The sequence below is a fragment of the Amycolatopsis sp. GM8 genome (assembly GCF_021653975.1).
Taxonomy (GTDB): domain Bacteria; phylum Actinomycetota; class Actinomycetes; order Mycobacteriales; family Pseudonocardiaceae; genus Amycolatopsis_E.
Window position 1 is genome coordinate 839955 of the sequence record NZ_JAJKFK010000001.1, and the last position, 25609, is coordinate 865563.

The 25609-nt window shown below is 69.3% G+C and carries 26 protein-coding genes and 1 pseudogene; 12 read left to right on the plus strand and 15 right to left on the minus strand.

The genetic code is table 11. The features are described 5' to 3' along the window. Positions 1–10: 10 nt before the first annotated feature. The 4 genes from LOZ83_RS04045 to LOZ83_RS04060 all read right to left on the minus strand — a co-directional run bounded on the left by LOZ83_RS04045 (position 11) and on the right by LOZ83_RS04060 (position 4537). A complete protein-coding gene (locus LOZ83_RS04045) occupies positions 11–1150 on the minus strand; it encodes a glycosyltransferase family 4 protein (protein ID WP_236788812.1) in 1140 nt (379 codons plus the stop codon). Between the two features lie 94 nt (positions 1151–1244). Beyond that, the gene (locus LOZ83_RS04050) at positions 1245–2297 is read right to left on the minus strand and encodes a C40 family peptidase (RefSeq protein ID WP_236788813.1); all 1053 of its coding nucleotides are present in this window, start codon (positions 2295–2297) and stop codon (positions 1245–1247) included. 451 nt (positions 2298–2748) lie between these two features. Continuing rightward, positions 2749–3033, minus strand: a complete 285-nt coding sequence (locus LOZ83_RS04055; RefSeq protein ID WP_374202634.1) for a hypothetical protein — start codon at positions 3031–3033, stop codon at positions 2749–2751. Positions 3034–3151: 118 nt separating this feature from the next. Next, a complete protein-coding gene (locus tag LOZ83_RS04060; protein ID WP_236788814.1) occupies positions 3152–4537 on the minus strand; it encodes an NYN domain-containing protein in 1386 nt (461 codons plus the stop codon). 90 nt (positions 4538–4627) lie between these two features. Between LOZ83_RS04060 and LOZ83_RS04065 the strand changes: the two genes are divergently transcribed. Both LOZ83_RS04065 and LOZ83_RS04070 read left to right on the plus strand, forming a co-directional pair. Next, positions 4628–6337, plus strand: a complete 1710-nt coding sequence (locus tag LOZ83_RS04065; protein WP_236788815.1) for a DEDD exonuclease domain-containing protein — start codon at positions 4628–4630, stop codon at positions 6335–6337. 147 nt (positions 6338–6484) lie between these two features. Continuing rightward, a complete protein-coding gene (locus LOZ83_RS04070; protein ID WP_236788816.1) occupies positions 6485–6766 on the plus strand; it encodes an Lrp/AsnC family transcriptional regulator in 282 nt (93 codons plus the stop codon). A 54-nt stretch (positions 6767–6820) separates the two neighbouring features. Here LOZ83_RS04070 and LOZ83_RS04075 read toward each other — a convergent pair whose 3' ends face one another. The 4 genes from LOZ83_RS04075 to LOZ83_RS04090 are packed head-to-tail and all read right to left on the minus strand — an operon-like array spanning position 6821 to position 11113. Next, positions 6821–8491, minus strand: coding sequence for a cytochrome bc complex cytochrome b subunit (locus LOZ83_RS04075; protein WP_236788817.1), 1671 nt, complete (start codon positions 8489–8491; stop codon positions 6821–6823). Next, the gene (locus tag LOZ83_RS04080) at positions 8488–9621 is read right to left on the minus strand and encodes a ubiquinol-cytochrome c reductase iron-sulfur subunit (RefSeq protein ID WP_236788818.1); all 1134 of its coding nucleotides are present in this window, start codon (positions 9619–9621) and stop codon (positions 8488–8490) included. The genes LOZ83_RS04075 and LOZ83_RS04080 overlap by 4 nt, the downstream gene beginning before the upstream one ends. Further along, on the minus strand, positions 9618–10436 hold the full coding sequence (locus tag LOZ83_RS04085; RefSeq protein ID WP_236788819.1) for a c-type cytochrome: 819 nt from the start codon (positions 10434–10436) through the stop codon (positions 9618–9620). Before LOZ83_RS04085 ends, LOZ83_RS04080 begins: the two co-directional genes overlap by 4 nt. 47 nt (positions 10437–10483) lie before the next feature. Further along, the gene (locus LOZ83_RS04090; RefSeq protein ID WP_236788820.1) at positions 10484–11113 is read right to left on the minus strand and encodes a heme-copper oxidase subunit III; all 630 of its coding nucleotides are present in this window, start codon (positions 11111–11113) and stop codon (positions 10484–10486) included. A gap of 84 nt (positions 11114–11197) precedes the next feature. Here LOZ83_RS04090 and LOZ83_RS04095 point away from each other — a divergent pair, with 84 nt between their 5' ends. From LOZ83_RS04095 to trpD, 3 genes are all read left to right on the plus strand, one after another. After that, complete coding sequence (locus LOZ83_RS04095; RefSeq protein WP_236788821.1) at positions 11198–11614, plus strand: hypothetical protein; 417 nt, start codon at positions 11198–11200, stop codon at positions 11612–11614. 141 nt (positions 11615–11755) lie between these two features. After that, complete coding sequence (locus LOZ83_RS04100; protein WP_236788822.1) at positions 11756–12166, plus strand: hypothetical protein; 411 nt, start codon at positions 11756–11758, stop codon at positions 12164–12166. Further along, entirely contained in the window at positions 12166–13191 is a 1026-nt protein-coding gene (gene trpD, locus LOZ83_RS04105) for an anthranilate phosphoribosyltransferase (protein ID WP_236788823.1), read from the plus strand. The genes LOZ83_RS04100 and trpD overlap by 1 nt, the downstream gene beginning before the upstream one ends. A 68-nt stretch (positions 13192–13259) precedes the next feature. Here the strand turns inward: trpD and LOZ83_RS04110 are convergent. Next, positions 13260–13673: pseudogene (locus tag LOZ83_RS04110) on the minus strand (cytochrome c oxidase subunit 4); the annotation flags it as partial. A 28-nt stretch (positions 13674–13701) separates the two neighbouring features. After that, positions 13702–14598 (minus strand): cytochrome c oxidase subunit II, encoded by an 897-nt coding sequence (locus tag LOZ83_RS04115; RefSeq protein ID WP_236788824.1) that lies wholly within the window; start codon positions 14596–14598, stop codon positions 13702–13704. Positions 14599–14744: 146 nt separating this feature from the next. Here LOZ83_RS04115 and asnB point away from each other — a divergent pair, with 146 nt between their 5' ends. Beyond that, positions 14745–16679, plus strand: a complete 1935-nt coding sequence (gene asnB / locus LOZ83_RS04120; protein WP_236788825.1) for an asparagine synthase (glutamine-hydrolyzing) — start codon at positions 14745–14747, stop codon at positions 16677–16679. A gap of 513 nt (positions 16680–17192) precedes the next feature. On the opposite strand, the gene LOZ83_RS04125 is transcribed toward asnB, so the two are convergent. Further along, on the minus strand, positions 17193–18182 hold the full coding sequence (locus LOZ83_RS04125; protein ID WP_236789437.1) for a carbohydrate kinase family protein: 990 nt from the start codon (positions 18180–18182) through the stop codon (positions 17193–17195). A 132-nt stretch (positions 18183–18314) separates the two neighbouring features. On the opposite strand from LOZ83_RS04125, the gene LOZ83_RS04130 reads away from it, so the two are divergent. Beyond that, positions 18315–18488, plus strand: coding sequence for a hypothetical protein (locus tag LOZ83_RS04130; protein WP_236788826.1), 174 nt, complete (start codon positions 18315–18317; stop codon positions 18486–18488). A 55-nt stretch (positions 18489–18543) separates the two neighbouring features. Here the strand turns inward: LOZ83_RS04130 and LOZ83_RS04135 are convergent, their stop codons facing one another. Continuing rightward, complete coding sequence (locus LOZ83_RS04135; RefSeq protein WP_236788827.1) at positions 18544–18909, minus strand: iron-sulfur cluster assembly accessory protein; 366 nt, start codon at positions 18907–18909, stop codon at positions 18544–18546. A gap of 158 nt (positions 18910–19067) precedes the next feature. On the opposite strand from LOZ83_RS04135, the gene LOZ83_RS04140 reads away from it, so the two are divergent. The 3 genes from LOZ83_RS04140 to LOZ83_RS04150 all read left to right on the plus strand — a co-directional run bounded on the left by LOZ83_RS04140 (position 19068) and on the right by LOZ83_RS04150 (position 21389). Then, positions 19068–19724 (plus strand): DUF3043 domain-containing protein, encoded by a 657-nt coding sequence (locus LOZ83_RS04140; RefSeq protein ID WP_236788828.1) that lies wholly within the window; start codon positions 19068–19070, stop codon positions 19722–19724. 98 nt (positions 19725–19822) lie between these two features. Next, positions 19823–20056, plus strand: coding sequence for a bifunctional 2-polyprenyl-6-hydroxyphenol methylase/3-demethylubiquinol 3-O-methyltransferase UbiG (locus LOZ83_RS04145; protein ID WP_236788829.1), 234 nt, complete (start codon positions 19823–19825; stop codon positions 20054–20056). Between the two features lie 340 nt (positions 20057–20396). Then, positions 20397–21389: an aldo/keto reductase family protein gene (locus LOZ83_RS04150; RefSeq protein ID WP_236788830.1), complete on the plus strand. Its 993-nt coding sequence runs from the start codon at positions 20397–20399 to the stop codon at positions 21387–21389. Positions 21390–21396: 7 nt separating this feature from the next. Here LOZ83_RS04150 and LOZ83_RS04155 read toward each other — a convergent pair whose 3' ends face one another. Further along, on the minus strand, positions 21397–22053 hold the full coding sequence (locus tag LOZ83_RS04155) for a 2-C-methyl-D-erythritol 4-phosphate cytidylyltransferase (protein WP_236789438.1): 657 nt from the start codon (positions 22051–22053) through the stop codon (positions 21397–21399). 42 nt (positions 22054–22095) lie between these two features. Here LOZ83_RS04155 and cobT point away from each other — a divergent pair, with 42 nt between their 5' ends. After that, positions 22096–23133, plus strand: a complete 1038-nt coding sequence (gene cobT / locus LOZ83_RS04160) for a nicotinate-nucleotide--dimethylbenzimidazole phosphoribosyltransferase (protein WP_236788831.1) — start codon at positions 22096–22098, stop codon at positions 23131–23133. A 49-nt stretch (positions 23134–23182) separates the two neighbouring features. Here cobT and LOZ83_RS04165 read toward each other — a convergent pair whose 3' ends face one another. Then, positions 23183–24286 (minus strand): branched-chain amino acid aminotransferase, encoded by a 1104-nt coding sequence (locus tag LOZ83_RS04165; RefSeq protein WP_236788832.1) that lies wholly within the window; start codon positions 24284–24286, stop codon positions 23183–23185. 62 nt (positions 24287–24348) lie between these two features. Between LOZ83_RS04165 and LOZ83_RS04170 the strand changes: the two genes are divergently transcribed. Beyond that, positions 24349–24636: a hypothetical protein gene (locus tag LOZ83_RS04170; RefSeq protein ID WP_236788833.1), complete on the plus strand. Its 288-nt coding sequence runs from the start codon at positions 24349–24351 to the stop codon at positions 24634–24636. On the opposite strand, the gene LOZ83_RS04175 is transcribed toward LOZ83_RS04170, so the two are convergent. After that, positions 24605–25585: a hypothetical protein gene (locus tag LOZ83_RS04175; RefSeq protein WP_236788834.1), complete on the minus strand. Its 981-nt coding sequence runs from the start codon at positions 25583–25585 to the stop codon at positions 24605–24607. The genes LOZ83_RS04170 and LOZ83_RS04175 overlap by 32 nt on opposite strands. Between the last annotated feature and the right edge of the window lie 24 nt (positions 25586–25609).

Below are 25609 nucleotides of genomic sequence, written 5' to 3' on the forward strand. Positions count from 1 at the left end.
CGAGGGTCGGTCAGGCGCCGGTCAGCAAGGTCTGCAGGCGGGCTGCCAAGTGGTCCCAGCGCCAGTGCTCGCTGACCCACGCCCGGCCGGCGTCACCCATCTTGCGGGCCCGCGCCGGATCGGCGAGCAGCTGGGCCAGCGTCTCCACGAGCTGCGTGACATCGCGACCGTCGACCACATGCCCGGTGACCTCGTCCAGCACGGTTTCCGGCGCGCCACCGGAACGGCCGGCGACCACCGGCAGACCGGTCGCCGAGGCCTCCAGGTAGACCAGCCCCAGCCCCTCCACGTCGAGACCCCTGCCACGCGTGCGCGCCGGCATCGCGAACACGTCCCCGGCCGCGTAGTGCGCGGGCAGCTCCGGCCACGGCACCGAACCGGTGAACACGACATCGCTTTCGAGGTCCAGCTCGTGGACGAGGCGTTCAAGCGTCTTTCGGTACGGACCGCCGCCGACCACGAGCAGCGCGACGTCCGGAATCCGCTTCTGCAGCTCGGGAAGCGCGTAGACGAGCATGTCCTGGCCCTTGCGTGGCACCAGACGGGACACGCACACGACCGTGGGCCGGTCGCCCAGGTCGTGCCGGGCGCGGATCTCCTCGCGCGCGCCGTCGTCGGGCCGGAACAGCTCGACATCCACTCCGGACGGCAGATGCTCCAAGCCCGCCATCGGACCGAACGCGGACGCGAATCGGCGGCGGGTGTACTCGCTGATGTAGGTGACGACATCCGTCGTGTTACCAATGCGGCGCAACGCGTGCCACGCGCCCGGCACCATCGACCAGCCGACCTCGTGCCCGTGCGTGGAGGCGACCACCCGCCGCGCGCCGGCCGATCGCAGTGCGGGCGCCAGCAGCGCGAGCGGCGCGGCGGCGCCGAACCACACCGAATCGCAGTTCTCCGCGCGCACGATCTCCTTGGCGCGTTTGAGCACGTCGGGGGTCGGCAGCATCAGCGAGGTCGGGTGCCGCACGATCTCGAACGGCGCGGCCTCGTCGAACTCCGGATGCGAACCGGACGCCGAGCGCCACGACGGGGCGTAAACGACCAGGTCCTCCGGTGGCAGCCGCCGGGCCAGCGAGTCGAGATAGTTCTGGATCCCTCCCGGGCGGGGCGGGAAATCGTTGGTCACGAGCAGAGTCCGGGCCACGGTGGGAGATTACCGGCCACGTGGTGATGCCCCAGCGCAGACCAGGGGCGGCACCGCGCGCACGGTGTCCGCCCCTGGCCGAGTCCACGAAAGGTCAGTAGGCGACCCGGCGGGCTCCTGAATAGTCGTTCTGCAGCGGCGAGATCTTCACGACGTCACCGGTGTCGGGCGCGTGCACCATCTTGCCGTCGCCGAGGTAGATCCCGACGTGGTGCACGGGCGAGCCGAAGAACACGAGGTCACCCGGCTGCAGCTGGGATCGCGAAACCGCCATGCCGGTGCCGGACTGGGCCTGGCTCGTGCGCGGCAGGCTGATCCCGGCCTTGCCGTAGGAGTACAGCGTCAGACCCGAGCAGTCGAACGTCGAGGGACCGGTCGCCCCCCACACGTAGCTGCTGCCGAGCTTGCTGAGCGCGACGTTGATCGCCTGCTGTGCGGCCGAACTGGGCGCCGGGAGGTTCGGCGCCGCGCCACCGGTGTCGCGCTGGGCGGCGCGGTCGGCGTTACTGAGCCGGCTGCTCAGCTGCTGCAGCTGGTTGACCTGCGCCTGGAGCGCGGCGGAGCGCGTGTTCAGGTCGTTGAGCAGCTGCGCCGCCTGGTCCGAGGCCGTCTGGGCCCGGTTGCGGGCGTCCGTGGCCTGCTGGGCGGCGGACGCCGCGGTGTTGACCGCGTCGGTGTAGTTCTGCAGCGCCCGGTTCTTGTCGTCGGCCAGCACGGACAGCGCCGAGGACCGGTCCAGGAAGTCCTGCGCCGAGGTGCCGGTCAGCAGGGCGGACATCCTGTTCATCTCCGCGCCGCTGATGAACGACGCGTCGGTGAACTGGTCGACCACGACCTGGAAGCGTTCCTTGTCGGCCTGCGCCGCCTGCATCCGCTGGTTCGCGGCGGCGATGTCGCCGTTCGCCCTGGCGAGGTCGCCCTGCTTGGCGTTGAAATTGTCCTGCGCCTGCAGCTTCTGCTCGTTCAGCTGCTCGGCCTGCTGGGCGGCGGCCCGGTACTGGGCCAGCGCGTCGGCGGAGTTGGTGGGGGGATTCTGGAGGGCGGGGAGGGTGATCGCGCTGGCTGGACCACCAACGCTGACCGCGGTGATGACCGCGGTGGCTGCGATGGCTCCTGCGATCACGCGCTTGATCGGTTGCGACTGCACGCCGCGCGTGTCTCCTTTGCGGTCAGCCGCCTGCCGGTCGCCGCGCGCAGAGGTCGGGGGCCCTCTGCTCACCGGAGCGGGAAACTCACGCGTCCGGTGAACGGCATTCCCATGATGTTCGCCTGATCCGGGCACGGAGATACCGCACCTGGGTCATGCACATACACCATGGTTCCGGCACAGCTCCCCGACAAAGCTGTTTCGGCGGCGATCCCGCGTCGCTGTCGCGGGGGTGCGACGGCTGCCGTCCGCGAGATCTCGGCCAGGTTACGAAAGCAGGGCTGCCGCGTCCAGCGGGTGCCGGGTAAAAACTCTCCGTAACGCGCCCTGATCCCGTTCGGACCAGCACGGACGGCGAGGGTGTGACCAAGGTAACAATCTCCAGCGTAATGGCTACTGACCGTTCACCGACCTAAACGACCGTTTGTCGCTGACGAGGGACGAGTCCGCTTCACGCCGCATAATCCTGATGCCGATCGGTCATCGGCACGAGCCGGAGCCGCGGAATCAACCCGCCCTCGGCGAGTGCCTCGATCGCGGTCAATTCCTCGTCGTCCCATTCGATTGCCGGAGGCGCGTTCAACAGCACACTGACCGCACAGTCCGCACAGCCGATTCCGCGCACCACGCAGCGGCCACAGTCGACGATCACGGTGTCGATCACGGTGTCTTCGTGCATTTTCCTGTCTCCTTCTGCCTGCTCGGGCCGGACAGGAAACACGGTAAAGGCACCCACCGACAATTTACCGATGAGACCGAAAGCAAGCCGGCTCCAAAGGTGACCGGACCTGCCTGAACCGCTTGCTTTCGGTCGGTTCGGTATCTACCGGCACAGTTGGGCGCCTGTTCGAACGTTAGACCCGGCCGAGCCGTGTCAGCAGTACTGCGGAGGCGACCGGATGCGCGCCCGAACTCCTGGTCGAATCGGCCACCGCGCGATCCGAAGTGGCGACCACCAGCGGCCGCCCCGACGGTTCGGCGGTGACGAGCGCGCGGATCACGTCGTCGGCCAGCACCCCCGGATCGGAGAACAGCACCCGGACCCCGCGCGGCGCCGCGGTCGGCACGGACAACACACCGGCCCCGTCGAACACGACAGTCACCTCGGCGCCCGTCCGCGAGGCGAGCGCGCCGAGCTGGCGCACGAGCCGGGTGCGCTGATCGGCCAGCGGCAGCTCGGGATAACCGGTCTTGCTGACGTTGTAACCGTCCACGATCAGATGCACGCTCGGCAGCGCCAGCAGGTGGTCCAGCGCGCCGGGATCGCGCACCTGGGTGCCCCGTCCGCCAGACGCGGACGCGCCGCGCACCGCGTCCGCGGGACGGCGGGTGCTGGACCCGAGCGACAGCTCCCGGCGCAGCCCGGCGACGGCGCCGTCGATGGTGTCGGCGAGCAGCGCGAGGCGCACCTCGTCCGCCTCCCGGGCCTCGCGCGCGGCCTGACGCGCGACCTCCGCGTCCACCACGGCACGCTCCGCCCGCGCCCGTTCCGTCGCCACCCGCTGCCGCTCGCGCTCCAGCTGGGCGGTCAGCGCGGCGAGCTCGGCATCGCGCCTGCCGTCGGCATCGGCAACGCCGGCCTCGGCCGCTTCCGCCGCGTCGCGAGCCTGGCGCAGCAGCGTGCCCTGCTCCCGCAGCCGGCCGCGCAGCTTGTTCAGCTCGTCCTCACGTTCGCGGCGCGTTTCCTCGACGGCGTCCAACGCCTGGGCCAGCTCCTGCTGGAGGCGGGCGAGCTCGTTTTCCAGCTTCTGGTTACGCGCCACCGCGGCATCCCGCTCCGCGCGCAGCGCCGTCTCGGCGGCGTTCTTCGCGACCAGCCGCACGCGGGACGTCGCACTCGACTCGCCGAGCAGGATCGCGGCTGTGGCAGCGACCACCGAGTCCTCGTGGTTGGGGTTGAGCGCGTCCTGACGGTGCTCACGGACCCACTCCAGCACGGCCGTGCGGAACGCCGTCGAGTCCTGCAACGTCGTGAGCAGCGCCGTCGCGCCCAGCTTGGCGCGCTTGGCCGGGGCGAACTTCGCGACCGGGCGCAGCTGCTGGGGGACGTCGACCCGGGGCATCTTGCCCAGGGCTTCGGCGGCGAGCTCGGTGAGTCTGGCGCGCACGGGTTCCGGCAGGTCGCGCCAGGCGAAAGGCGGGGTTTGTTCGGCTGCCGGTTCCGCCTCCGGCCGCTGGGCAGCGTCGGAGCCGCGAAGACCGGGGTCTTCGGGCTCGGCGGCGTGCACTGAGGGCGGCATCCATCCAGGGTAGTCCGTCAGAGTTGAAGATCTCTCTCCCTGGGACTTCGGCACGCGGAATTGTCGGTGTCCTTACCTAGGGTGCCGATCATGCACGGTGCGCGGGATCAGCTGACCTTCGACGAGCTGGGCACGCCGCTCCGCGACACCACGTTCGTGGTGTTCGACCTGGAGACCACCGGCACCAAGCCCGGCCCGGACGGGATCACCGAGATCGGCGCGGTGAAGGTCCGCGGTGGTGAGGTGCTCAGCGAGTTCGCGACGCTGGTGAACCCGGGCATGCCGATCCCGCCGCAGATCGTCGCTCTGACCGGGATCACCGGCGCGATGGTCTACGACGCGCCGCCGATCGCGCGTGTCCTGCCCGCATTCCTGGAATTCGCCGCGGGCGCGGTGCTGGTCGCGCACAACGCCCCGTTCGACACCGGGTTCATGCGCGCCGCCTGCGCCGGATATGGCTACGCGTGGCCGAAACCGGCCGTGGTCTGCACGGTCCGGCTGGCCCGGCGGGTGCTCACCCGGCAGGACACGCCGAGCTTCCGGCTGTCCGCGCTGGCCGCCCTGTTCGGCTCGAAGACGACGCCGAACCACCGTGCCCTCGACGACGCGCGCGCCACCGTCGACGTCCTGCACGCGCTGCTCGAACGGGTCGGCACGGTCGGCGTGCACTCGCTCGAGGAGCTGATCGACTACCTGCCCGAGGTCACGCCGCAGCAGCGGCGGAAGCGGGGTATGGCGGCGCATCTGCCGGAGCTGCCCGGGGTGTACCTGTTCCGCGGCCCGAGTGACGAGGTGCTGTATGTCGGCACGGCGTCGAACCTGCGGCGGCGCGTGCGCAGCTACTTCACTGGGTCCGAGAGCCGGGGGCGGATCCGGGAGATGGTCGCGCTGGCCCAGCGGGTCGACGGCATCGAGTGCTCACACGCGCTCGAAGCGCAGATCCGGGAGCTGCGGCTGCTGGCGGCACACAAGCCGGCGTACAACCGGCGCTCGAAGAACCCGCGCAAGTCGTGGTGGGTGGTGCTGACGGACGAGACGTTCCCGCGGTTGTCCGTGGTGCGCGTACCCAAGGACGGCGCGCTCGGGCCGTTCACCTCGCAGGCGATGGCGAAGCTCGCGGGCGACGTCCTCGCGGGCGCGTCGGGCCTGCGGACCTGCACGCAGCGCATCTCCGCGGTGGCCCCGGCTGGCCGGCCGTGCGCGCTGGCGGAACTGGGGCGGTGCGGGGCGCCGTGCGCGGGGCGGCAGAGCGCGGAGGCGTACTTCCCGTCCGTGCGCGCGGTGACGCAGCTGATCGGCGGGCAGGGCACGGTGCCGCTGGAGGTCGCGTTGCGGCAGCTGGACGAGCTGGCCGAAGCGCAACACTACGAGCAGGCGGCGCGGCGGCGGGATGAGCTGGCGATCCTGGTGCGCGCGGTGGCGAAGGCGCACCGGCTGACGGCGCTGGCGGGTATCCCGGAGCTGGTCGCCGCGGCGCCCGATGGCCAGGGTGGCTGGGAGTTCGCGGTGATCCGGTACGGGCGGCTGGCGTCGGCGGGGGTCGCGCGGCGGGGAGTGCCGCCGATGCCGGTCGTCGACGCGCTGGTGGCGAGCGCGGAGACGGTGACGCCGGAGCCCGGGCCGCTGTTCGGCGCGCCTGCCGAGGAGGTCGGCCTGCTGCTGCGCTGGCTCACCCGCCCCGGCGTCCGCCTGGTACGGACGGCGATCCCGTGGGCCGAGCCCGCCCGCGGTGTCGGCAACTGGAACAACTGGCTGGAACGCGCCGCCACCGCCACGGCACTGGAAGAAGCGGTGGGCTGACTTCCGGCGATACGATCGCGGCGGTCACACTGTGCTCATTATTGCCAAGCCGACCGGCAGTCACGGCGATCGGCGAAACGTAGGTCGGCTGCCGGTTGGTCGGCTTGGCCTGCTTTCGGTCGGCTTGGCAACCGTTTGGAGGACGCTTTGATAACCGCGATCGTGCTGATTCATGCCGTGGCGGACAGCATTCCCGAGACCGCGCAGGCGATCGCGGACATCGACGGCGTGTCCGAGGTGTACTCCTGCGCGGGCGACGTCGACCTGATCGCCATGGTCGGGGTGCACACGCACGAAGAACTCGCCGACCTCATCCCGGCGAAGATCGGCCGCGTGCAGGGGGTCATCGACACCGACACCCACATCGCGTTCCGCTCCTACTCGACCGCTGACACCGAGTCGGCGTTCGCGCTCGGCGCCGACGAATAAACGCCGAAAGCCGGCTCCCCCGCGTGGGAGGAGCCGGCTTTCTCAGGCTGTCGCCTAGGACTCCGCGTGGCCCGACGTGACCTCTTCGGACGAGGACACCTGGCCGTTGCCGTGCTCGCCGTCGCCGTTGTGCCCGTTCGACCGGGCCCGCTCCAGGGCGGTGACCTCCTCAGGCGGGTCCGGCACGAGCAGCGCGCCCGCCACCGGGCGGCCCGCGGCACCGAGCTTGTTCATCTTCTTCGGCACCGCCGCGCCCTGGTACTCCAGCGGGATCGCGTGACCGTGGTCGTCCACCCCGCCCAGCGGCTGGTGCAGCTCGATGAACTCACCGTGCGGCAGGCGCTTGATGATGCCCGTCTCGATACCGTGCTCCAGCACCTCGCGGTCGGCCCGCTGCAGACCCAGGCAGATCCGGTAGGTGAGGAAGTACGCCAGCGGCGGCAGCACCAGTACCCCGATGCGGCCCGCCCACGTGGTCGCGTTCAGCGAGATGTCGAACTGGTCCGCGATGATGTCGTTGAAGCCGGAAGCCTCGATGACCCCGAAGAACGCCAGCGCCATCATGCCGATGCTGGTGCGTACCGGCGCGTCCCGCGGGCGCTGCAACAGGTTGTGGTGCGCCGTGTCGCCCGAGAGCCGCCGCTCGATGATCGGATACGCCAGCAGCAGCACGATCAGGACCGGCATGCCGACCGCACCGGCGAAGAACACCGCCGGCACCGTGTAGTTCCCGAGGTACAGCTCCCACGCGGGGAAGATCCGCAGCAGGCCGTCCGCCCAGGCCATGTACCAGTCCGGCTGCGAGCCGGCGGAGACCTGCGACGGGTTGTACGGGCCGAAGTTCCAGATCGGGTTGATCTGGAAGATGCCCGCCATGAGCGCGATCACGCCGGTGACCACCGTGAAGAACGCACCGGCCTTGAGCGCGAAGTACGGCATGATCCGAACGCCGACGACGTTGGTCTCCTTGCGCCGCACGCCCGGGAACTGGGTGTGCTTCTGATACCAGACCAGCGCCAGGTGCACGCCGACCAACGCCAGCAAGATGCCCGGCAGCAGCAGGATATGGATCGTGTACAGCCGCGGGATGATCTCGTCACCAGGGAACTTGCCGCCGAACAGCGCCCAGTGCAGCCAGGTGCCGATGACCGGGACCGACAACACGATGCCGGAGAGAGTCGCCCGGATACCGATGCCGGACAGGAGGTCGTCGGGCAGCGAGTAGCCGAAGAAGCCCTCGAACATGCCCAGCACCAGCAGCAGCACGCCGAGCAGCCAGTTCGCTTCACGCGGCCGGCGGAACGCTCCGGTGAAGAAGATCCGGAACATGTGCACCATCATCGAGGCGACGAACACCAGCGCGGACCAGTGGTGCAGCTGCCGCACGAACAGGCCGCCGCGCACGTCGAACGAGATGTCCAGCGTGGTCGCGAACGCCCGGGACATCTCGACGCCCTGCAGGTTCGTGAAGCTGCCGTGGTAGGTGACCTCGGTCATCGACGGGTCGAAGAACAACGTCAGGTAGACACCCGAGAGGAGCACGACGATGAAGCTGTAGAGCGCGATCTCCCCGAGCAGGAACGACCAGTGCGTCGGGAAAACCTTGTTCAGCTGGTGACGGATGCCTTTGGCCAGGTGGTAGCGCTGATCGAGGCCCGTCGCGGCCTCGTTGACCTGCCGCTCGACCAGGCTCGACCCCTTCGTCGGGGTGGTGAGTGAACTCATGACTTCCGCTCCCAAAAAGCCGGGCCCACGGGCTCGATGAAGTCGCTCCGCGCCACCAAGTATCCCTCAGTGTTGACAGTGATGGGCAACTGCGGGAGAGCGCGGGTCGCCGGCCCGAAAATCGGCTTGGCGTAGTGAAGTGCGTCGAACTGCGACTGGTGACACGGGCAGAGGATGCGGTTGGTCCGCTGCTCGTACAGCGACGTCGGGCAGCCGACGTGCGTACAGATCTTCGTGTACGCGTAGTACTCGCCGAAGTTGAAGTCCTCCTGGCCCTGGCGCTTGACCACCTGAGCCGCGTCTGCCGGCCGCAGACGGATCAGCATGACCGGGTTGTCCGACTTCACCAGCGCCGCGGCCAGCGCCTCGGGATGGCCGCGCTCCGACTCACGGAACGGGAATACCGTCTCCATCCCGCCCGCGTCCATGTCCTCCGGGCGCAGCAGCACGATCTCGTCCGTCTTGCCGGTGTATCGGCGCAAGTAGACGACCTCGCCGGGGAACTTCGGCTGCCAGCCGGTGTGCCAAAGATTGTCCGGGTCTTTCCACGGGTCCTTGATGAAGGAAGCGACCGGCAGGCCGACCAGGCCGAGCCCGAGCGCGCCACCCGCGAAGCCCATGCTGCGCTTGACCAGCGAGCGGCGGGCGATCGTGCTGCGGGCGCCGGCGTCCTCGAGGTGCGCGACGATCGTCTTCTTGTCGATCTCCGGCGAACCGTTGCCCTCGTTGTCGCTGCGCTGCTGGACCGCGAGCTCGTGCGGGATGAACTTCTTGACGTACACCAGAATGCCGACGCCGAGGCCGAGGACCGCCAGGCCCAGCGTCACGCCCAGCACCGGGGTGTAGAGCGAGTACAGGAGCGTCCCGTCCTGGCCGGGGGCCTTGTACCGCCACGGCCACCAGATGAGGCCCACCACGAACCCCAGTCCGGCCAGGCCCGCGATGATGAACCACAGCGCGACCTGGCGCTCCGCCCGCTTCTCCGCGCGGGTGCCCTTGACCGGCCACGGGTCCTCGTAGTCTACGAGCACGACCCCGTCGAGCTGCCCGCCCAGCTTGAGCAGCTGGTCCCGGTCCATCTCGGCGAGTTCCGCGTCGGAAGGCAGGTTCTGCTGCCCCTCGTTGCTCATACCCTCGATCCAATCCACAGGGTGACGCCGATCAGTGCGGCGATACCCACGATCCACGCGATCACGCCCTCGGAGGCCGGACCGAACCCACCGAGCGCGTCGCCGCCCGGATTGTTGTTGTTGTCCGTCACCGACTTGATGTACGCGATGATGTCCTTTTTCTCGTCCGGTGTGAGCTGGCGGTCGGAGAACTTCGGCATGTTCTGCGGGCCGGTCAGCATCGCGGTGTAGATCTGGTCCTCGGTCGCCGGGTCGAGCTCCGGCGCGAACTTGCCGGCCGAGAGCGCACCACCGCGACCGGTGAAGTTGTGGCAGGACGCGCAGTTGAGCCGGAACAGCTCGCCGCCGCGTGCCGGGTCGTCACCGCGCAGGGCCGCGCCGGTCTGGGCGGGCCGCTCGGGGCCGCCGCCGTGGGCCTGGACGTAGGCACCGACCGCGTCGATCTCCTCGGGGGTCAGCTTCGGCGGCTTCCGCTCGGCCTGGGCTTCCTGCCGCACCATCGGCATCCGGCCTGACGAGGTCTGGAAGTACACCGCCGCGTCGCCGACGCCGATCAGGCTCGGGCCGCGGTCCTGCACACCCTGCAGGTTCGCGCCGTGGCAGGTGATGCACGTGTTCTCGTACACCTGCTGGCCGAGCCGGAGCTGCGCCGGGTCCTCCTGTGCCTGCGCGGTCTGTGCCTTGGGCACGAAGACCGCGTACACCGCACCGGCGCCGAGCAGCGCGACGCCCAGCGCGAGCAGGCCGGCGATCCGCCTGCGCAGCTTGGTGCGCGCGCCGAGCCGGCGCCCGGAGGATTTCTTCGTGGTGGTCATCTTGCGGCAACCCTTGCTGTGTGAGGAGTCCGGGACGGGCTGGGCGGTCAGGGAATGATGTAGATGACCGCGAACAGGCCGACCCACACGATGTCGACGAAGTGCCAGTAGTAGGACACGACGATCGCGGAGGTCGCCTGCGCCGGCGTGAACTTGCTCAGCTTGGTGCGGATGAGCAGGAACACGAACGCGAAGAGCCCGCCGATGACGTGCAGCCCGTGGAAACCGGTGGCGAGGAAGAAGACCGTGCCCCAGGCCCCGGACGGGATCGTGACACCCTCGTTGATCAGGCTGGTGTACTCGCCCGCCTGACCGCCGATGAAGATCGCCCCCATGATCAACGTCAGCACGTACCAGCGGCGCAGCCCGTAGACGTCCCCTCGCTCGGCGGCGAACACACCGAGCTGGCAGGTGAACGACGACGCCACCAGGATGATGGTGAAGGGCAGCGCGTACGGGATGTCGAGGTGGATCGGCTCGCCGGTCGCCGCGTTGACCGGCGGCCAGATGCCGGTCGAGTTCTGCGCCTTGACGGTGAAGAACATCGCGAACAGCCCGGCGAAGAACATGAGCTCGCTGGAGAGCCACACGATGGTGCCGACACTGACCATGTTCGGCCGGTTCAGCGAGTGCACCCGCTGGCTGATGTTGGGAGCTGCCGTTGTCACGAGTCGCATTATGTCCTCCCACAATGGAGCCTGCCCGGTCGGGTCGGCACGTGGGTTGGTCACAGCGACGAATGCGGAGGGTGAGGAGCACCGGTGAGTCTGCTCGATCGAGTTCGTGACCTGCTGAGAAGGGTCCCCGAGACCGAACTGACACCCGACACGCCGGGGCTGTCGGTGGTGGCTGAGGCGTTCGACGCCGCCGAGGCGGACTCGGCGGTGCTGGCGAGATCACATCTGTGGGACCAGGGAAAACCTGCTGTGCTAAGGCATCACCTGACGCTGCCGGCGGACGGGATCGACGAGGCGGCGCGCATTCTGGCCCAGGATGGGTGGAAACTACGCACCGTGTCCGGTTCGGGCGAGGTGCGCACGGTGCACGCATTGCGCGTCCAGCACCTCGACGCGCTGCACTGCGCGCAGGAACGCGCGCGGATGGCCGGGCTCGCGCAACGGCTGGGCGGCGATTCGCTCGGCTGGGACGCTTTACAGCCCGTCGAGGCCCGCACGTAGTGGGCGCGAGTCCGCGAGCGGCCACAGAGGAGGACCGATCGGGTGCGGGTGTCCCGCATGACACCAGCCTCTCGGTGAAGCGGGGCACTGCGGATAGCATCGGACGCGTCACACTCTTACGACGATGCCGGAGGCTTGATTGTGACCGAGCAGCCGATGAGGATTCTGGTTTTCAGCCATCGGGCGGAAGTCCGTGAGTCGATCATCAACGCGATCGGCCGCCGGCCGGCCACCGATCTCGGCCGGGTGGACTACGTCGAGGCCGCCGGCGTGGCCGACGTGCTGGTCGAGATGGACGAGGGCGGGCTGGACCTGGCGATCCTGGACGGCGAGGCGCAGCCGACCGGCGGCATCGGGCTGTGCCGGCAGCTGAAGAACGAGATCCTCGACTGCCCGCCGATCGTGGTCGCCGTGCGGCGTAAGGACGATCGCTGGCTGGCCACCTGGTCGCAGGCCGACGCCGTGCTCGTGCACCCGCTCGACCCCCTGACCGCGGCGGAGACCGTCGCGGAGGTGCTGCGGGGCCAGCGGGTCCCGGCCGTCCACGCGTGATGACCGAGCATTCCTGGCCCGCGGTGCTTTCACGGCTCATCGACCGGGCGGATCTGTCCGAAGAGGACACCGCATGGGCGATGGACCAGGTGATGTCCGGCGAGGCGACGCTCGCGCAGATCGGCGGGTTCGCGGTCGCGCTGCGCGCCAAGGGTGAGACGCCCGCGGAGATCTCCGGCATGGCCGAGGCGATGCTCGCGCACGCCCGGCGGGTGCACGTCGAGGGCCGCGCGGTGGACATCGTCGGCACCGGCGGGGATCGCTCCGGTTCGGTGAACATCTCGACGATGGCGGCCATCGTGGTGGCCGCCGCCGGTGCGCCGGTGGTCAAGCACGGCAACCGCGCGGCGTCGTCCAAGGCCGGTGCGGCGGACGTGCTGGAGGCGCTCGGCGTCGCGATCGACCTGGCGCCCGACGGTGTGCAGCGGTGTGTCGCCGAGCTCGGCATCGGGTTCTGCTTCGCGCCGGTGTTCCACCCGGCGTTCCGGCACGCGGGCCCGGCGCGCAGCCAGCTCGGGGTGCCGACGACGTTCAACCTGCTCGGCCCGCTGACCAACCCCGCGCAGCCGAGCGCGGGCCTGATCGGCTGCGCCTACGCGGACCGGACGGAGCTGCTGGCGCGGGTGTTCGCGCGCCGCGGCGCCACCGCCATGGTGGTGCGCGGCGACGACGGGCTGGACGAGATCACCACCACGACCACCAGCACGCTCTGGCTCGTGTCGGACGGCGATGTGCGCGAGGAGCATTTCGACCCGCGGACGCTGGGCCTGCCGTATGTCGCGCCGGAGGACCTGCGCGGTGGTGACCCGGCGGCGAACGCCGAGGTGGTGCGCGAACTAGTGGCGGGGAAGCCGGGCCCCGTGCGGGATGCGGTGCTCGTGAACGCCGCCGGCGCGCTCGCCGCGCACGCGGGCTTTTCCGGGTCCCTGCACGACGATCTGGCGGCCGCGCTGACCCGGGCCGGCACCGCGATCGACTCCGGCGCCGCCGCCGAGCTACTGGTCCGCTGGGCCGCTTTCCGCTGAGCCACAGCGAAAAGGGCGCCTTCCCCGGCCGGGGAAGGCGCCCCGTTAGCTGTTAAGGGGGGGTGTTGGTGGGGGGGGCCGGTGTGGTACTCGAACACGAGACCGCCGACGGTGACCAGGATCAGCACGATCGCGATGACCAGCAGCCAGATGTGGAAGAACGCCAGCGCCAGGCCCGCTGTCGCGGCCGAGCCGGCCAGTGCGATCGGCCAGTAGCTGCCGGGGCTGAAGAAGCCCATCTCGCCGGCGCCGTCGCTGATCTCGGCGTCCTCGCGGTCCTCGGGGCGGGCGTCGATGCGGCGCGAGATGAACCGCATGTAGCTGCCGGCGAGCAGCGCGAGCCCGCCGGTCAGGATCAGCGCGACGAGGCCGACGACCTCGACGCCGTACCCGCTCCAGTAGTACGTGGTCACGCCGTAGACGATCGCGATGAAGAAGGCAAACACCGTGACGATGTCGAAAATCCGGGCTTCGACCTTCATGAAGCTGTCCTTACTCCTGTGTCCGGCGTCAGCGCGCTGTGCGGTCGGTGTTGAACGGCTGCGTGGTGACCGCGTGCGGGGTGCACAGCTCGCCGCAGTTCATCTTGGCCAGCGCCTCGGCGGCGGTGTAGGGCGTCCCCGTCGCCGGATTGACCTGCGTCCGCGTCTGAATGTACTGCTGGTACAGGTTGTCCGGCAGGGCACGGACCTCGAAGTTCATCATCGCGTGGTAGGTGCCGCACAGCTCCGCGCACCGGCCGACGAACGAACCTTCCTTGTCGATCGTGTTCTGGAACGACGAGTCCTGGTTGTTCTTCTCCGGGTACGGGAAGACGTCGCGCTTGAAGTGGAACTCCGGCACCCAGAAGGAGTGGATGACGTCGGTGGAGCGCAGGTCGTACTGGATCGTCTTGCCGACCGGCAGCACCAGCAGCGGGATCTCGCTCGAGCTGCCCACGGTGCGGATCATCTGGCCGGTCGCGTCCTTGGCCTCACTGGGGTAGTCGAACTCCCAGTTCCACTGGAACGCGGTGACGTTGACGGTCACGTCCGGGTTCGGCTTCTTGTCGAGCACCTGGCTCTCGGTGGTCGCGGTGAAGAAGAACAGCACGCAGACCATCACCAGCGGCACGATGACGCAGAACAGCTCCAGCGGCACGTTGTACTGGAACTGGCGCGGCAGCTCGGTCGGGTCCTGGTTCTTCTTCTTGCGGTGGAACGCCGACGCCCAGAAGATCAGGGCCCAGACGACGACGCCGACGGCGAGCGCGGCGACCACGGACCAGGTCCACAGCCAGCGCATCTTGTCGGCCTGCTCGGTGACACCCACCGGCCACCCGAAACGCAGTACCTCGTCACCGGAGCACCCGGTCGCCAACAGGGCCACGAGCCCGGCCAGCGCGGCGACCTTACCGACCCTCTTCAACCCAGGCCTCCTCGAATCCTTGCGTGACAGCCGGAGCCTAGCTGAGTTGACGTTTCCCGCTGACCAAGGGGTGACGGTTCGTGGCCGGGTCACCCGGCATACTGGCGTGCACTATCCGGCCACGAACCAGAGGTGTGTGAGTAGACGTGTGCGGCCTGCTCGGACTGGTCTGTCCCAGTGAGAACGAAGCGGCGAAGGCCCGCGACTCGGTCGGGGCGGCCCTGCGCTGCCAGCGGCACCGCGGCCCCGACGAGACCGACACCTGGGCAAACGCCGAGGTCGTGTACGGATTCAACCGGCTCGCGTTCATCGACGTGGAGCACGCGCACCAGCCGCTCGTGTGGGGTCCGCCGGAGGCCCCGGAGCGCTACACGCTGAACTTCAACGGCGAGATCTACAACTACCGCGAGCTGCGCGCGCAGCTGGTCGCGGAGCACGATGCGAAATTCGCCACAGAGGGAGACGGCGAGGCGATCGCCGCGGCCTTCCACTACTGGGGCCCGGGTGCGGTGAGCCGGTTGCGCGGCATGTTCGCGTTCCTGCTGTGGGACGCGCAGGAGAAGGTGCTGCACGGCGCACGCGACCCGTTCGGCATCAAGCCGCTGTTCTATTCGTCCGGTCCGGGCGGTACGGCGTTCTCCAGCGAGAAGAAGAGCCTGCTGGAGCTCTCGGACGTGCTCGGGGTGCGTGCGGATCTCGACACCACCGCGTTGCAGCACTACCTGACGCTGCAGTACGTGCCGGAGCCGGAGTCGCTGCACACGAGCGTCCGGCGCATCGAGTCCGGTACCTCGTTCACGATCTCGCCCGGCGGCGAGCCGAAGCAGGAGCGGTACTTCTTCCCGCAGTTCGCCGCCCGCCCGGTGACCACCGAGGCCGAGGCCGCCGACCTGCACAAGCGCATCGCCGACGTGATGCGCGATTCCGTGCGGAAGCACATGGTCGCCGACCCGGACATCACGGTCGGCGCCTTCCTGTCCGGCGGTATCGACTCGACCGCGATCGCGGCGCTGGCCAAGGAGCAGAACCCGAACCTGATCGCGTTCACCACCGGCTTCGACCGCGAGGGCTACTCGGAGGTCGACGTGGCCGCCGAGTCCGCGGAGGCGATCGGCGTCAAGCACATCGTCCGCACGGTGACCGCGGACGAGATGATGGACGTGCTGCCGCTCATCGTCTGGTACCTCGACGACCCCGTGGCCGACCCCGCGCTGGTGCCGCTGTGGTTCATCGCCCGCGAGGCACGCAAGCACGTCAAGGCGGTGCTCTCCGGCGAGGGCTCGGACGAGCTGTTCGGCGGCTACACGATCTACAAGGAGCCGATCTCCTTGGCACCGTTCGAAAAGGTGCCGGGCGGCGTGCGGAAGCTGCTGGGGAAGGTGTCGGAGCGGATCCCAGAAGGCACCCGCGGCAAGGACCTGCTGCGGCGTGGTTCGCTCACGATGGAAGAGCGCTACTACGGCAACGCCCGGATCTTCCGTGACGATCAGCTGCGCGGCGTGCTGCGCGACTACGTCGACGGCATCGGGCACCGCGACGTGACGGCCGAGCACTACCGGACCTCGCGCGGCTGGGATCCGGTGGCCCGCATGCAGCACGTCGACCTGTTCACCTGGCTGCGGGGCGACATCCTGGTCAAGGCGGACAAAATGACCATGGCAAACTCGCTGGAACTGCGCGTACCTTTCCTCGATTCCGAGGTCTTCAAGGTCGCCGCGAGCATCCCGCTCGACCAGAAGGTGACCAAGGAAACGACGAAGTACGCACTGCGCCGGGCGCTGGACGGGATCGTGCCCGCACACGTGCTGAACCGGCGCAAACTGGGCTTCCCCGTACCGATCAAGCACTGGCTGCGCGCGGAAATGTACGACTGGGCACGCGGCATCATCAACGACTCGCAAACCGACGCACTGCTGGACAAGCCCGCGGTGCTGCGGATGCTGGACGAACACCGGGACGGCACCCTCAACCACAGTCGCCGGCTGTGGGCACTGGTGGTGTTCATGCTGTGGCACGGAATCTTCATCGAACACCGGATCAAGCCAGAAATCCCGAAACCCGCCTACCCCGTCAAGATCTGAGGCGGCGGGCGTAAGCCCACGGGCCGAGTTGGGTGGTCATCCCGTCGCCTGAAACAGGAACGATCACTTTTCGTCAGGGCCGCAACCTGCGCTGGGTCCGGCGGCCGAGAACACAAAGCTTGCGGCCCTGAGGAAAAGTGATATTCGAAAACCGCAGGCGACGGGATGACCACCCAACTCAACCACCCACCCAAGGTGAGATCCCTTTGGGCCTGGCCATCCCGGAGCCAGCCCGCCGGCGAGGCATTCTTTTGATCTTTTGTCTTTGAACCGGCGGCAAGTGCCCTACCGGATTGTGTGGGAACCGGGCGCGAAGCGCCCTCGCTCCAGCGTTAGCCCTCCCCCGCCCCGATCTTTTAGTGTTCGCGGGAAGAACGGTTTATCAAGGCTGGAAAGAGTACCTTGACAAACCGTTCTGCCCGCAAGTGCGGCTTGGGATCGGGGTGGGGGAGGGTGTGGGCGGTGGCGGCGCTTGGGTTTGTGTTGCCGGGTGCTGTCGCGTTTGAACTGTGCTTATGCGCCTAGGATTGTGCCGATTTCTACGGCTGCGTCTGGGCCGTAGGCGTCCGCGATGCGTTTGAGGCCGTTCGGCTTGTCCAGTTGCCATTCTTGGGTGCCGATGGTTTCCAGTACCAGCACGGCGATGAGTGAGCCCAGTTGCGCCGCGCGTTCAAGATTCAAGCCCTCGTGCAGGCCCGCGAGGAACCCGGCACGGAAACCGTCGCCGACGCCGGTGGGGTCGGCTTTGGTCAGTTCAGGAATCGCGTCGACCTGCAGGTGCAAGTTTTCCGGGCCGACGATCTCCACACCCTTCTCGCCAAGGGTGGTGATCCGGATTCCAACGTGCTCCAAGACCTCGTCGGCACTCCAGCCGGTCTTCTGCCGCAGCAGTTCCCATTCGTAGTCGTTGGTGAACAGGTAAGTCGCGCCCTCGACGAAAGTGCGTGCCTGCGCACCGTCCATTCGGGCCAGTTGCTGCGAGGGGTCCACCGCGAACTCGTAGCCCCGCTGCCGGCACTCCTCAGCGTGCCGCAGCATGCCTTCGGGGTCGTCCGGGCTGATCAGCACCAAACCCAGCTCGCCACAATGGTCGGCGATCGGCAGCAGTTCGATGTTGCGGGCCTCCGCCATGGCACCCGCGTAGAAAGTCGCGATCTGGTTGAGATCTTCGTCGGTGGTACACACGAACCGCGCGGTGTGGGCGACCTCGGAGACCAGCACGCCCGCCGTGTCGACGCCGTGCCGTTCGAGCCAGGAGCGGTAGTCCGCGAAATCCTCGCCCACGGCCCCCACCAGCACCGGACGCACCCCGAGCACACCGAGACCGAACGCGACGTTCGCACCGATCCCGCCCCGCCGGACCACCAGATCATCAGCGAGGAAACTCAGCGAGACCCGGTGCAGCTGGTCGGCGATCAGCTGATCGGCGAACCTGCCCGGGAAATGCATCAGATGGTCGGTGGCGATGCTGCCGGACACCGCGATTCTGGCGTTGCTTGGCACCAGGTCTCCCCTGCTCTCGACACACGGATCGGCAGCCGAATTAACCCGTCTGAGGGAATTGGCCACCGCGCTCCGACACTACCGCCAAGTAGACCTGTCGCGGCAGGGCCAGGCGGCCTTAGCGTCGCGTTCGTGAACACTGCGACCGAACCCGAAACGCTCGCCGAACTGATCAGCGACTGCGCGGACATGCCAGCCGGACTCCGCCAGCAGCGGCCGACGGCCCCCACCCCGCCGGCCCCACGGGCCTGGACGGTCGACGACACCTGCCACTCCCAGGTCGAGGCCCTCGGCGAATACGCCTGACACGCGAAAACGGGCGCGGTCCTAGTCGACCGCGCCCGTTTCGTGTGTTCGGGGCTTAGTGGAACGAGTCGCCACAGGCGCAGGAGCCCGTGGCGTTCGGGTTGTCGATCGTGAAGCCCTGCTTCTCGATGCTGTCCACGAAGTCGATCACGGCGTCCTGCACGTACGGGGCGCTCATCCGGTCCACGGCGACGCGCAGGCCGTCGAAGTCACGGAACAGGTCGCCGTCGAGCTCGCGCTCGTCGAAGAACAGCTGGTAGCGCAGGCCGGCGCAGCCACCGGGCTGGACGGCGATGCGCAGGTGCATGTCGTCGCGACCCTCCTGCTCCAGCAGGGCCTTCGCCTTCGAAGCGGCCGTGGCGGTCAAGGTCACGCCGTGGGTGGCCTCGGTCTGCGGGGCGCCGGTCTCAGCGGTCGTCATGGCTCTCCCTCAGGTGTTGCTGTGGCGGGTACGGATGCCTCCTGAACCAGTCAACATCGCGCGTGCCCGTTCTGTTCCACGCCGGGGCGTTCAGTTCATCGTCGCATATCCGGCCACCGGCCGAACACCTGCGCGCCCGCCTGGAATACCCTGGTCCTGTGAGGTTCCTACGCCGCAGCGGCACGACCACCGAAGACAGCCCCGAGTCCGAGGCCGCCGAGGTGGCCGAAAGCGTCGAATCTCACAGTCGTGGGGTCACGCCGGCGAAGGGACGGGCCACCCCGAAGCGCCGCGAGGCCGAGGGCAAGCGCCGCGGCCCGGTCGCGCCGCCGCCCAAGACCACCCGCGAGGCGATGCGCCGCAGCAAGGAACTGCGCAAGTCGAACCCGCAGTCGCGGGACGACCGCCGCGCCGCCGCGAAGGAACGCCAAGCCCGGATGGCCGCCGGTGACGAGCGATACCTGCTGGCCCGCGACAAGGGCCCGGTCAAGGCGTATGTGCGCGATCTCATCGACTCGCGCCGCAACCTGACCGGACTGTTCATGCCGCTCGCGGTGCTGGTGCTGATCGCGATGATCGTGCCGTTCCCGCTGCTGCAGCAGTACGCGACGTTGCTGTGCACGGTGGTCCTGGCGGCGATGGTCGTCGAGGGCTTCTTCACCGGCCGCCGCGTCGCGCGGATGGCGCGCGAGAAGTTCCCGAAGGAGACGATCAACGGCCGGTCGCTCGGCTGGTACGCCTTCGTCCGCTCGAGCCAGATCCGCAGGCTGCGGATGCCCAAGCCGCGCGTCAAGCCGGGCGACGCGATCGCCTGAACCGCGACCGGCTGCGAGCGACCTTCACCGAGGACGCTGAACTCTACGACCGGATCCGTCCCGGCTATCCGGCCGCGCTCTTCGACGACCTCGCGACCGTGCTCGGCCATCGTGTGCTGGAGATCGGGTGCGGCACCGGGCAGGCGACCATGCCACTGGCGAAGCGCGGTTACGCGATCACGGCGGTGGAGCTCGGCGCCGAGATGGCCGCCGTCGCCCACCGGAAGCTCGCGGATTTCCCCGACGTCGAGATCACGGTCTCGGCATTCGAGGACTGGCCGTTGCTGCGCGAGCCGTTCGATTCGGTGTTCGCCGCGACCGCGTTCCACTGAGGTGCGGATGGCCAAGGCCGTGTCGAGGCATCACATCGCGGGTGGCAGCGAGCAGTTATTCGCCGATGGCAGTGCTGTTGCCAATCCGACCGAAAGTAGGCGGCGACCGTCCGCAGCGACCTGCTCATTGACACCATTATCCGCCGTGGCTGCCGTCGGGTTGGTAGCGACCGGCGCAGTACGAGCGCTTCAATCCGACGACGCCGCCCGGCGATATCCCTTGCGATACAAGCGAATTCGACGCGTCCGGGGACTTCGGGCCGAAGCGGTACCTCACCCAGCTCGCCTGGAGCCACTCCAGGTAGTTAGCTGGGCGAAGGACCTCGGTTAGGGTGGGGGCATGGAGTTTCGTCGTCTCGGCCGTAGCGGCCTCTCTGTCAGTGAGATCTCCTACGGCAACTGGCTCACCCACGCCTCACAGATCGAGGAGGAGCAGGCCCAGGCCTGCATCAAGGCCGCACTCGACGCGGGCATCACGACCTTCGACACCGCCGACGCGTATGCCAACACCGCCGCCGAGTCGGTGCTCGGGCGCGGGCTCGCCGGGCAGCGCCGCGAAAGCGTGGAGATCCTGACCAAGGTCTTCTGGCCGACCGGCCCCAAGGGCCCCAACGACAGCGGCCTCGGCCGCAAGCACATCATCGAGGCCTGCCACGGCTCGCTCCAGCGCCTGCAAACCGACCACATCGACGTCTACCAGGCCCACCGGTTCGACCGCTCGGTCCCGCTCGAGGAGACGTTCCTCGCATTCTCCGACCTTGTGCGCCAAGGAAAAATCCTCTACGTCGGTGTTTCCGAGTGGACCGCCGAGGAGATCACCCGCGGCGCCGCGATGGCCCGCGAGCTGCACGTGCCGCTGGTGTCGAACCAGCCGCAGTACAACATGCTGTGGCGCGTCATCGAGCCGCAGGTCATCCCCGCGTCCGAGCGCGAGGGGCTCAGCCAGATCGTCTTCTCCCCCATCGCCCAGGGTGCGCTGACCGGTAAGTACAAGCCCGGCCAGCCGGCGCCCGAGGGTTCGCGGGCGACCGACGAGAACGGCTCCAAGATGGTGCAGCGGTGGATGCGCGACGACGTGCTTTCGGCCGTCCAGAAGCTCGGACCGCTCGCCGAGCAGGCCGGGCTGTCGCTCGCGCAGCTCGCGGTCGCGTGGGTGCTGCAGAACCCGAACGTCGCCTCGGCGATCATCGGCGCGTCCCGGCCCGAGCAGGTGCACGAGAACGCCAAGGCCGTCGGTGTGAAGCTCGAAGCCGACCTGCTGACCGCGATCGACGACGCGCTCGCCGGCGTGATCGAGAACGACCCGCGCCGCACGGCCAGCGTGGTGCGCTAGTAGAACGTCAGGAAGACAGGACCTGCTCGGCGACAACGAGGTCGTGCGGGTAGGTCACCTTGAAGTTCCGCTCGTCCCCGGGCACCCAGTGCACCGGCAGCGTCGAGAACCGTTCCATCACCGACGCGGTGTCGGTGCCTTCGAAGCCTTCCCGCGCGGCCTGTTCATACGCGTCCAGCAACGGCGCGGCGCGAAACGCCTGCGGGGTCTGGGCACGAACGACGGTGCCGGGCAGGCGAGCGCCGTCCGCGGCGATGATGTCGTCGGCCGCCAGTCCGGGCATCGCGCCGCCGTATTGACGTGCGGTGTGCAGGACGCCGGTGATGAGCGACGGGGTGACCAGCGGGCGGGCGCCGTCGTGCAGCAGCACGGTGTCGATCGCGCCGCTGCCGATGCGGCCGGCGAGATGCCGCAGTGCGCGCAGCTCCGACTCCTGCCGGGTGCTGCCGCCGTGCACGACCTCGACCGGCGCACCCTGGTCCGCGAGCACCTCGGCGACCAGCTCCTCGTCCTGGGGACGCGTCACCAGGACGAGCAAGCCGATCTCGGACACCTTGGCGAACGCCGCGAGCGACCACGACACGATCCGGCGCCCGGCCAGCGGCAGGTACACCTTGTTCAGGCTCGCCCCGACGCGCGTCCCGGAACCGCTGGCCAGCACCACCCCGGCCGCAGAACGTTCTGTCACATGGGGGAATCTAGCTCCGTGACCCGACCCGAGTTCACCGTCCCCCAGCCCGACGAACCGGCCCGCGCCGAGGCGCTCCGGCGGCATGCGGCGCTGATCAAGCCCGCCGGCTCGCTCGGCCGGCTCGAGGAGCTGGGCGCATGGATCGCCGCGTGCCAGGGCGTCTGCCCGCCGCGCCCGTTCAAGCGGCCGCGGGTGGTGATCTTCGCCGGAGACCACGGAATCGCGGCGAAGGGTGTCTCGGCCTATCCCGTGGAGGCGACCGCCCAGCTGGTGAACGCGCTCGTGAAGGGCGACGGTGTGCCGAACGCGCTCGCGGGTGTCGCGGGCGCCGGTGTTCGGGTTGTGGACCTGGCCGTCGACGCCGAGACATCGGTGCAGGAATTCAAGGTACGCAAGGGTTCCGGCTCGATCGACACCGCCGACGCGCTCACCGAGGCCGAAGCCGAAGCCGCTCTGCAGGCGGGTGTGGACATCGCGAACGCCGAGATCGACGCGGGTGCCGATCTGCTGGCCGCGGGTGATCTCGGGGTCGGCGTGAGCACGCCGGCGTCGGTCCTCGTCGCGGCGCTGACCGGGAGCGAGCCCGTCGCCGTCGTCGGCCGTGGTTCGGGAATCGACGACAACGCGTGGATGCGCAAGGCCGCCGCGGTCCGCGACGCGCTGCGCCGGGCGCGGACGGTGCTGGCCGACCCGGTCGCGTTGCTGCGCACCTCCGCCGGCGCCGACATCGCGGCGATGACCGGTTTCCTCGCGCAAGCCGCGGTCCGCCGCACGCCAGTGCTCCTCGACGGTCTCGTCTCCGCGGCGGCAGCGCTCGTCGCGGAGGAACTGGCGCTGAACGCGCGGTCATGGTGGGTCGCGTCGCACAAGTGCGCCGAGCCGGCACACGACCTGGCGCTCGACCACCTGGACCTGGAACCGGTGCTGGACCTGAACATCCGGCTCGGCTGCGGTGCCGGCGCGCTCGCCGCGCTGCCGGCCCTGGCGATGGCCGCCCACCTGCTGACGGATGTCGCCACCTACGCGGATGCGGGCGTGCACCCGCCCGCATAAGGACAGGCCGCCGTCACCGGAGCGACGGCGGCCTGTCCAGCGGACATTGTCAGGACAGCGGGTGCATCCAGCCGTGCGGGTCGGGGCGGGTGCCCTCCTGGATGCCGATCAGCTCGCCGCGCAGCTTCATCGTCAGCTCGCCCGGCGCGCCGCCGCTCACCAGGAACTCGCCGCCTCCGTGCTTCACCCGGCCGACCGGCGTGATGACCGCCGCCGTGCCGCACGCGAACACCTCGGTCAGCTCGCCCGAAGCGGCGTCCTTCTCCCACTCCTCGGTGGAGATCCGCCGCTCCTCGACCTCGTGCCCGAAGTCCTTCGCCAGCCGCAGCAACGAACTCCGGGTCACGCCGGGCAGCAGCGAACCGCTCAGCTCGGGCGTGACGACCCGCGCGCTCGCGCCTGAGCCGTAGACGAAGAACAGGTTCATCCCGCCCATCTCCTCGACCCAGCGCCGCTCGCTCGCGTCGAGCCACACCACCTGGTCGCAGCCCTGCTCGACGGCCTGGGCCTGCGCGAGGAACGACGCCGCGTAGTTGCCGGCGCACTTGGCCGCGCCCGTCCCGCCGGGAGCCGCCCGCACGTACTCGGTGCTCAGCCACACGCTCACCGGCTGCACGCCGCCGGTGAAGTACGAACCCGCCGGCGAACCGATCAGCGTGTACAGGTACTCGCTGGCCGGCGAGTTCACGCCGAGCCCGATCGAGGTGGAGATCATGAACGGGCGCAGGTACAGCGTGTCGCCCTCGCTGGTCGGCACCCACCGCGAGTCGACGGCGATGAGCTCGTGCAGCGAGCCGAGGAACAGCTCGTCCGGCAGCTCCGGCATCGCCAGCCGCCGCGCGGAGCTGCGGAACCGCTCGGCGTTGGCCTCCGGCCGGAACGCCGCGATCGACCCGTCGGGCTGGCGGTACGCCTTGAGCCCCTCGAAGATCGACTGGCCGTAGTGCAGCACCGAGGTGGCGGGGTCCAGGGTCACCGGCTCGTACGGGCGGAGCCCGGCGTCGTGCCAGCCGCGCTCGGCGTCCCAGCGGGCGGTGACCATGTGGTCGGTGAAGTAACGACCGAAGCCCGGCGCCGCGAGTACCTCGGCTACACGTTCCGCGGAAGCGGGAGCCGGGTTCGAGGTACGCGTGAAGGGAACGGTCGTAGTCATGCCGGTCAGAATATCTCTTAGTTGGACGTCCGAGAATTCCCGCTTCCCCTAGGATCGGCGTCGTGACCGAAAACAGCACCGCCGTCAGCGTCGGCCCGGACATCCGTGCCCTGGTCGCCGCCGCCTTGCTGACCTACTCCGGTGGCGTCCTGCTGCTGGTCGGCTACCTGCTGCTGAACGGCGTGTTCGGGGCGATCCTCGGCCTCGTCGGCGCGGTCTTCGGCGTCATCTGGTGGCGCAAGGTGCACGACGACCAGGTGTTCCCGCGCGACCTGACGGTGCGGTCGCTGCTCGTGCTACTCGGGGTCGGCGTGGTGCTCACCGTGCTGGCGTTCGTGCTGGCCGCCTGAGCAGCACGCCCACCGCGATCGCGGCCACCGCGATCAGCAGGTCCATCGGCGGCAGCCAGGCCAGCAGCGTGATGGCGAGCGCCGCGCTCACCACGGACCGCACGTCCCGCCAGCGCGCGACCAGCGTGAGCAGGCTGCGCACCAGGAGTTCGGCGACAGCCAGCGCCGCCGCGACGAGCATCGCCTGGCCCGGTTCGAGCAGGACCGCCCCCGCCGCGGCCAGCAGTCCACACACGACGGAACCCCAGGGGCGCGGCAATTCCCCGCGCGCCTCGGTCAGCGCCCCGAGCGCGGCCGGTACCCCGGCGATCACCATGACGCCCGCCAGCAGGGGTGTGATCGCCTGCCCGTCGACGGCGGCGAGCAGGTCGTCGAGCGGTGCGTCCGACAGTGCCATCCGGAGCGGGCCGAGCTGGTAGAGCGCGGCCGCACTCACCGCCGCCGCGACCACGACCACGCCGGCCAGCCAGCGATCGGGTTTTCGCCGTTCGAGCAGCGGGACCAGGACCGCGGCGGCCGCGAACAGGCCGGTCACGCCCGGGCCCGCACCCATCCCGCGTTCGGGTGAGATAGCCAGGCACAGTGCGACCAGCCCGGCCGCGGCGACGAGCAGGATGCCGACGACCCAGCCGCGGAGGAACCGTGGCAGGGCGAGCCCGAACGCGTCCACCACGGTCACCACCAGCACGACCGCCACCGCCGCCGGCACCCGGTACTGCGGCAGCAGGTAGACCGCGACGACCGAGGCGAACACCGTCACCAGCGCCAGCCGCGCCATCAGCCGCGCACCGTCGGCGAGCGGTGTCATCCGCGGCGGCAGCTCGGCGCGCGGGGTCAGCCAGACGAGCACGCCGGCGAGCGCGGCGGCGGCCGGCAGCCACCAGCCACCCACGGCCGCGCCGACCGCGAGCGCGATCCCGAGTCCCGCGCCGAGCCGCACGCCCACCACCTGCCTTTCTTCGCTCGTGGTCCG

What these genes read in the sequence shown, in the direction of transcription:
- LOZ83_RS04065 (WP_236788815.1), top strand. Translation starts at nt 4,628, where the DNA reads ATGCACGGTGCGCGGGATCAGCTGACCTTCGACGAGCTGGGCACGCCG.
- LOZ83_RS04135 (WP_236788827.1), bottom strand. Translation starts at nt 18,909, where the DNA reads ATGACGACCGCTGAGACCGGCGCCCCGCAGACCGAGGCCACCCACGGC.
- LOZ83_RS04150 (WP_236788830.1), top strand. Translation starts at nt 20,397, where the DNA reads ATGGAGTTTCGTCGTCTCGGCCGTAGCGGCCTCTCTGTCAGTGAGATC.
- LOZ83_RS04060 (WP_236788814.1), bottom strand. Translation starts at nt 4,537, where the DNA reads ATGCCGCCCTCAGTGCACGCCGCCGAGCCCGAAGACCCCGGTCTTCGC.
- LOZ83_RS04080 (WP_236788818.1), bottom strand. Translation starts at nt 9,621, where the DNA reads ATGAGCAACGAGGGGCAGCAGAACCTGCCTTCCGACGCGGAACTCGCC.
- LOZ83_RS04090 (WP_236788820.1), bottom strand. Translation starts at nt 11,113, where the DNA reads ATGCGACTCGTGACAACGGCAGCTCCCAACATCAGCCAGCGGGTGCAC.
- LOZ83_RS04085 (WP_236788819.1), bottom strand. Translation starts at nt 10,436, where the DNA reads ATGACCACCACGAAGAAATCCTCCGGGCGCCGGCTCGGCGCGCGCACC.
- trpD (WP_236788823.1), top strand. Translation starts at nt 12,166, where the DNA reads ATGACCGAGCATTCCTGGCCCGCGGTGCTTTCACGGCTCATCGACCGG.
- LOZ83_RS04165 (WP_236788832.1), bottom strand. Translation starts at nt 24,286, where the DNA reads ATGACTACGACCGTTCCCTTCACGCGTACCTCGAACCCGGCTCCCGCT.
- LOZ83_RS04075 (WP_236788817.1), bottom strand. Translation starts at nt 8,491, where the DNA reads ATGAGTTCACTCACCACCCCGACGAAGGGGTCGAGCCTGGTCGAGCGG.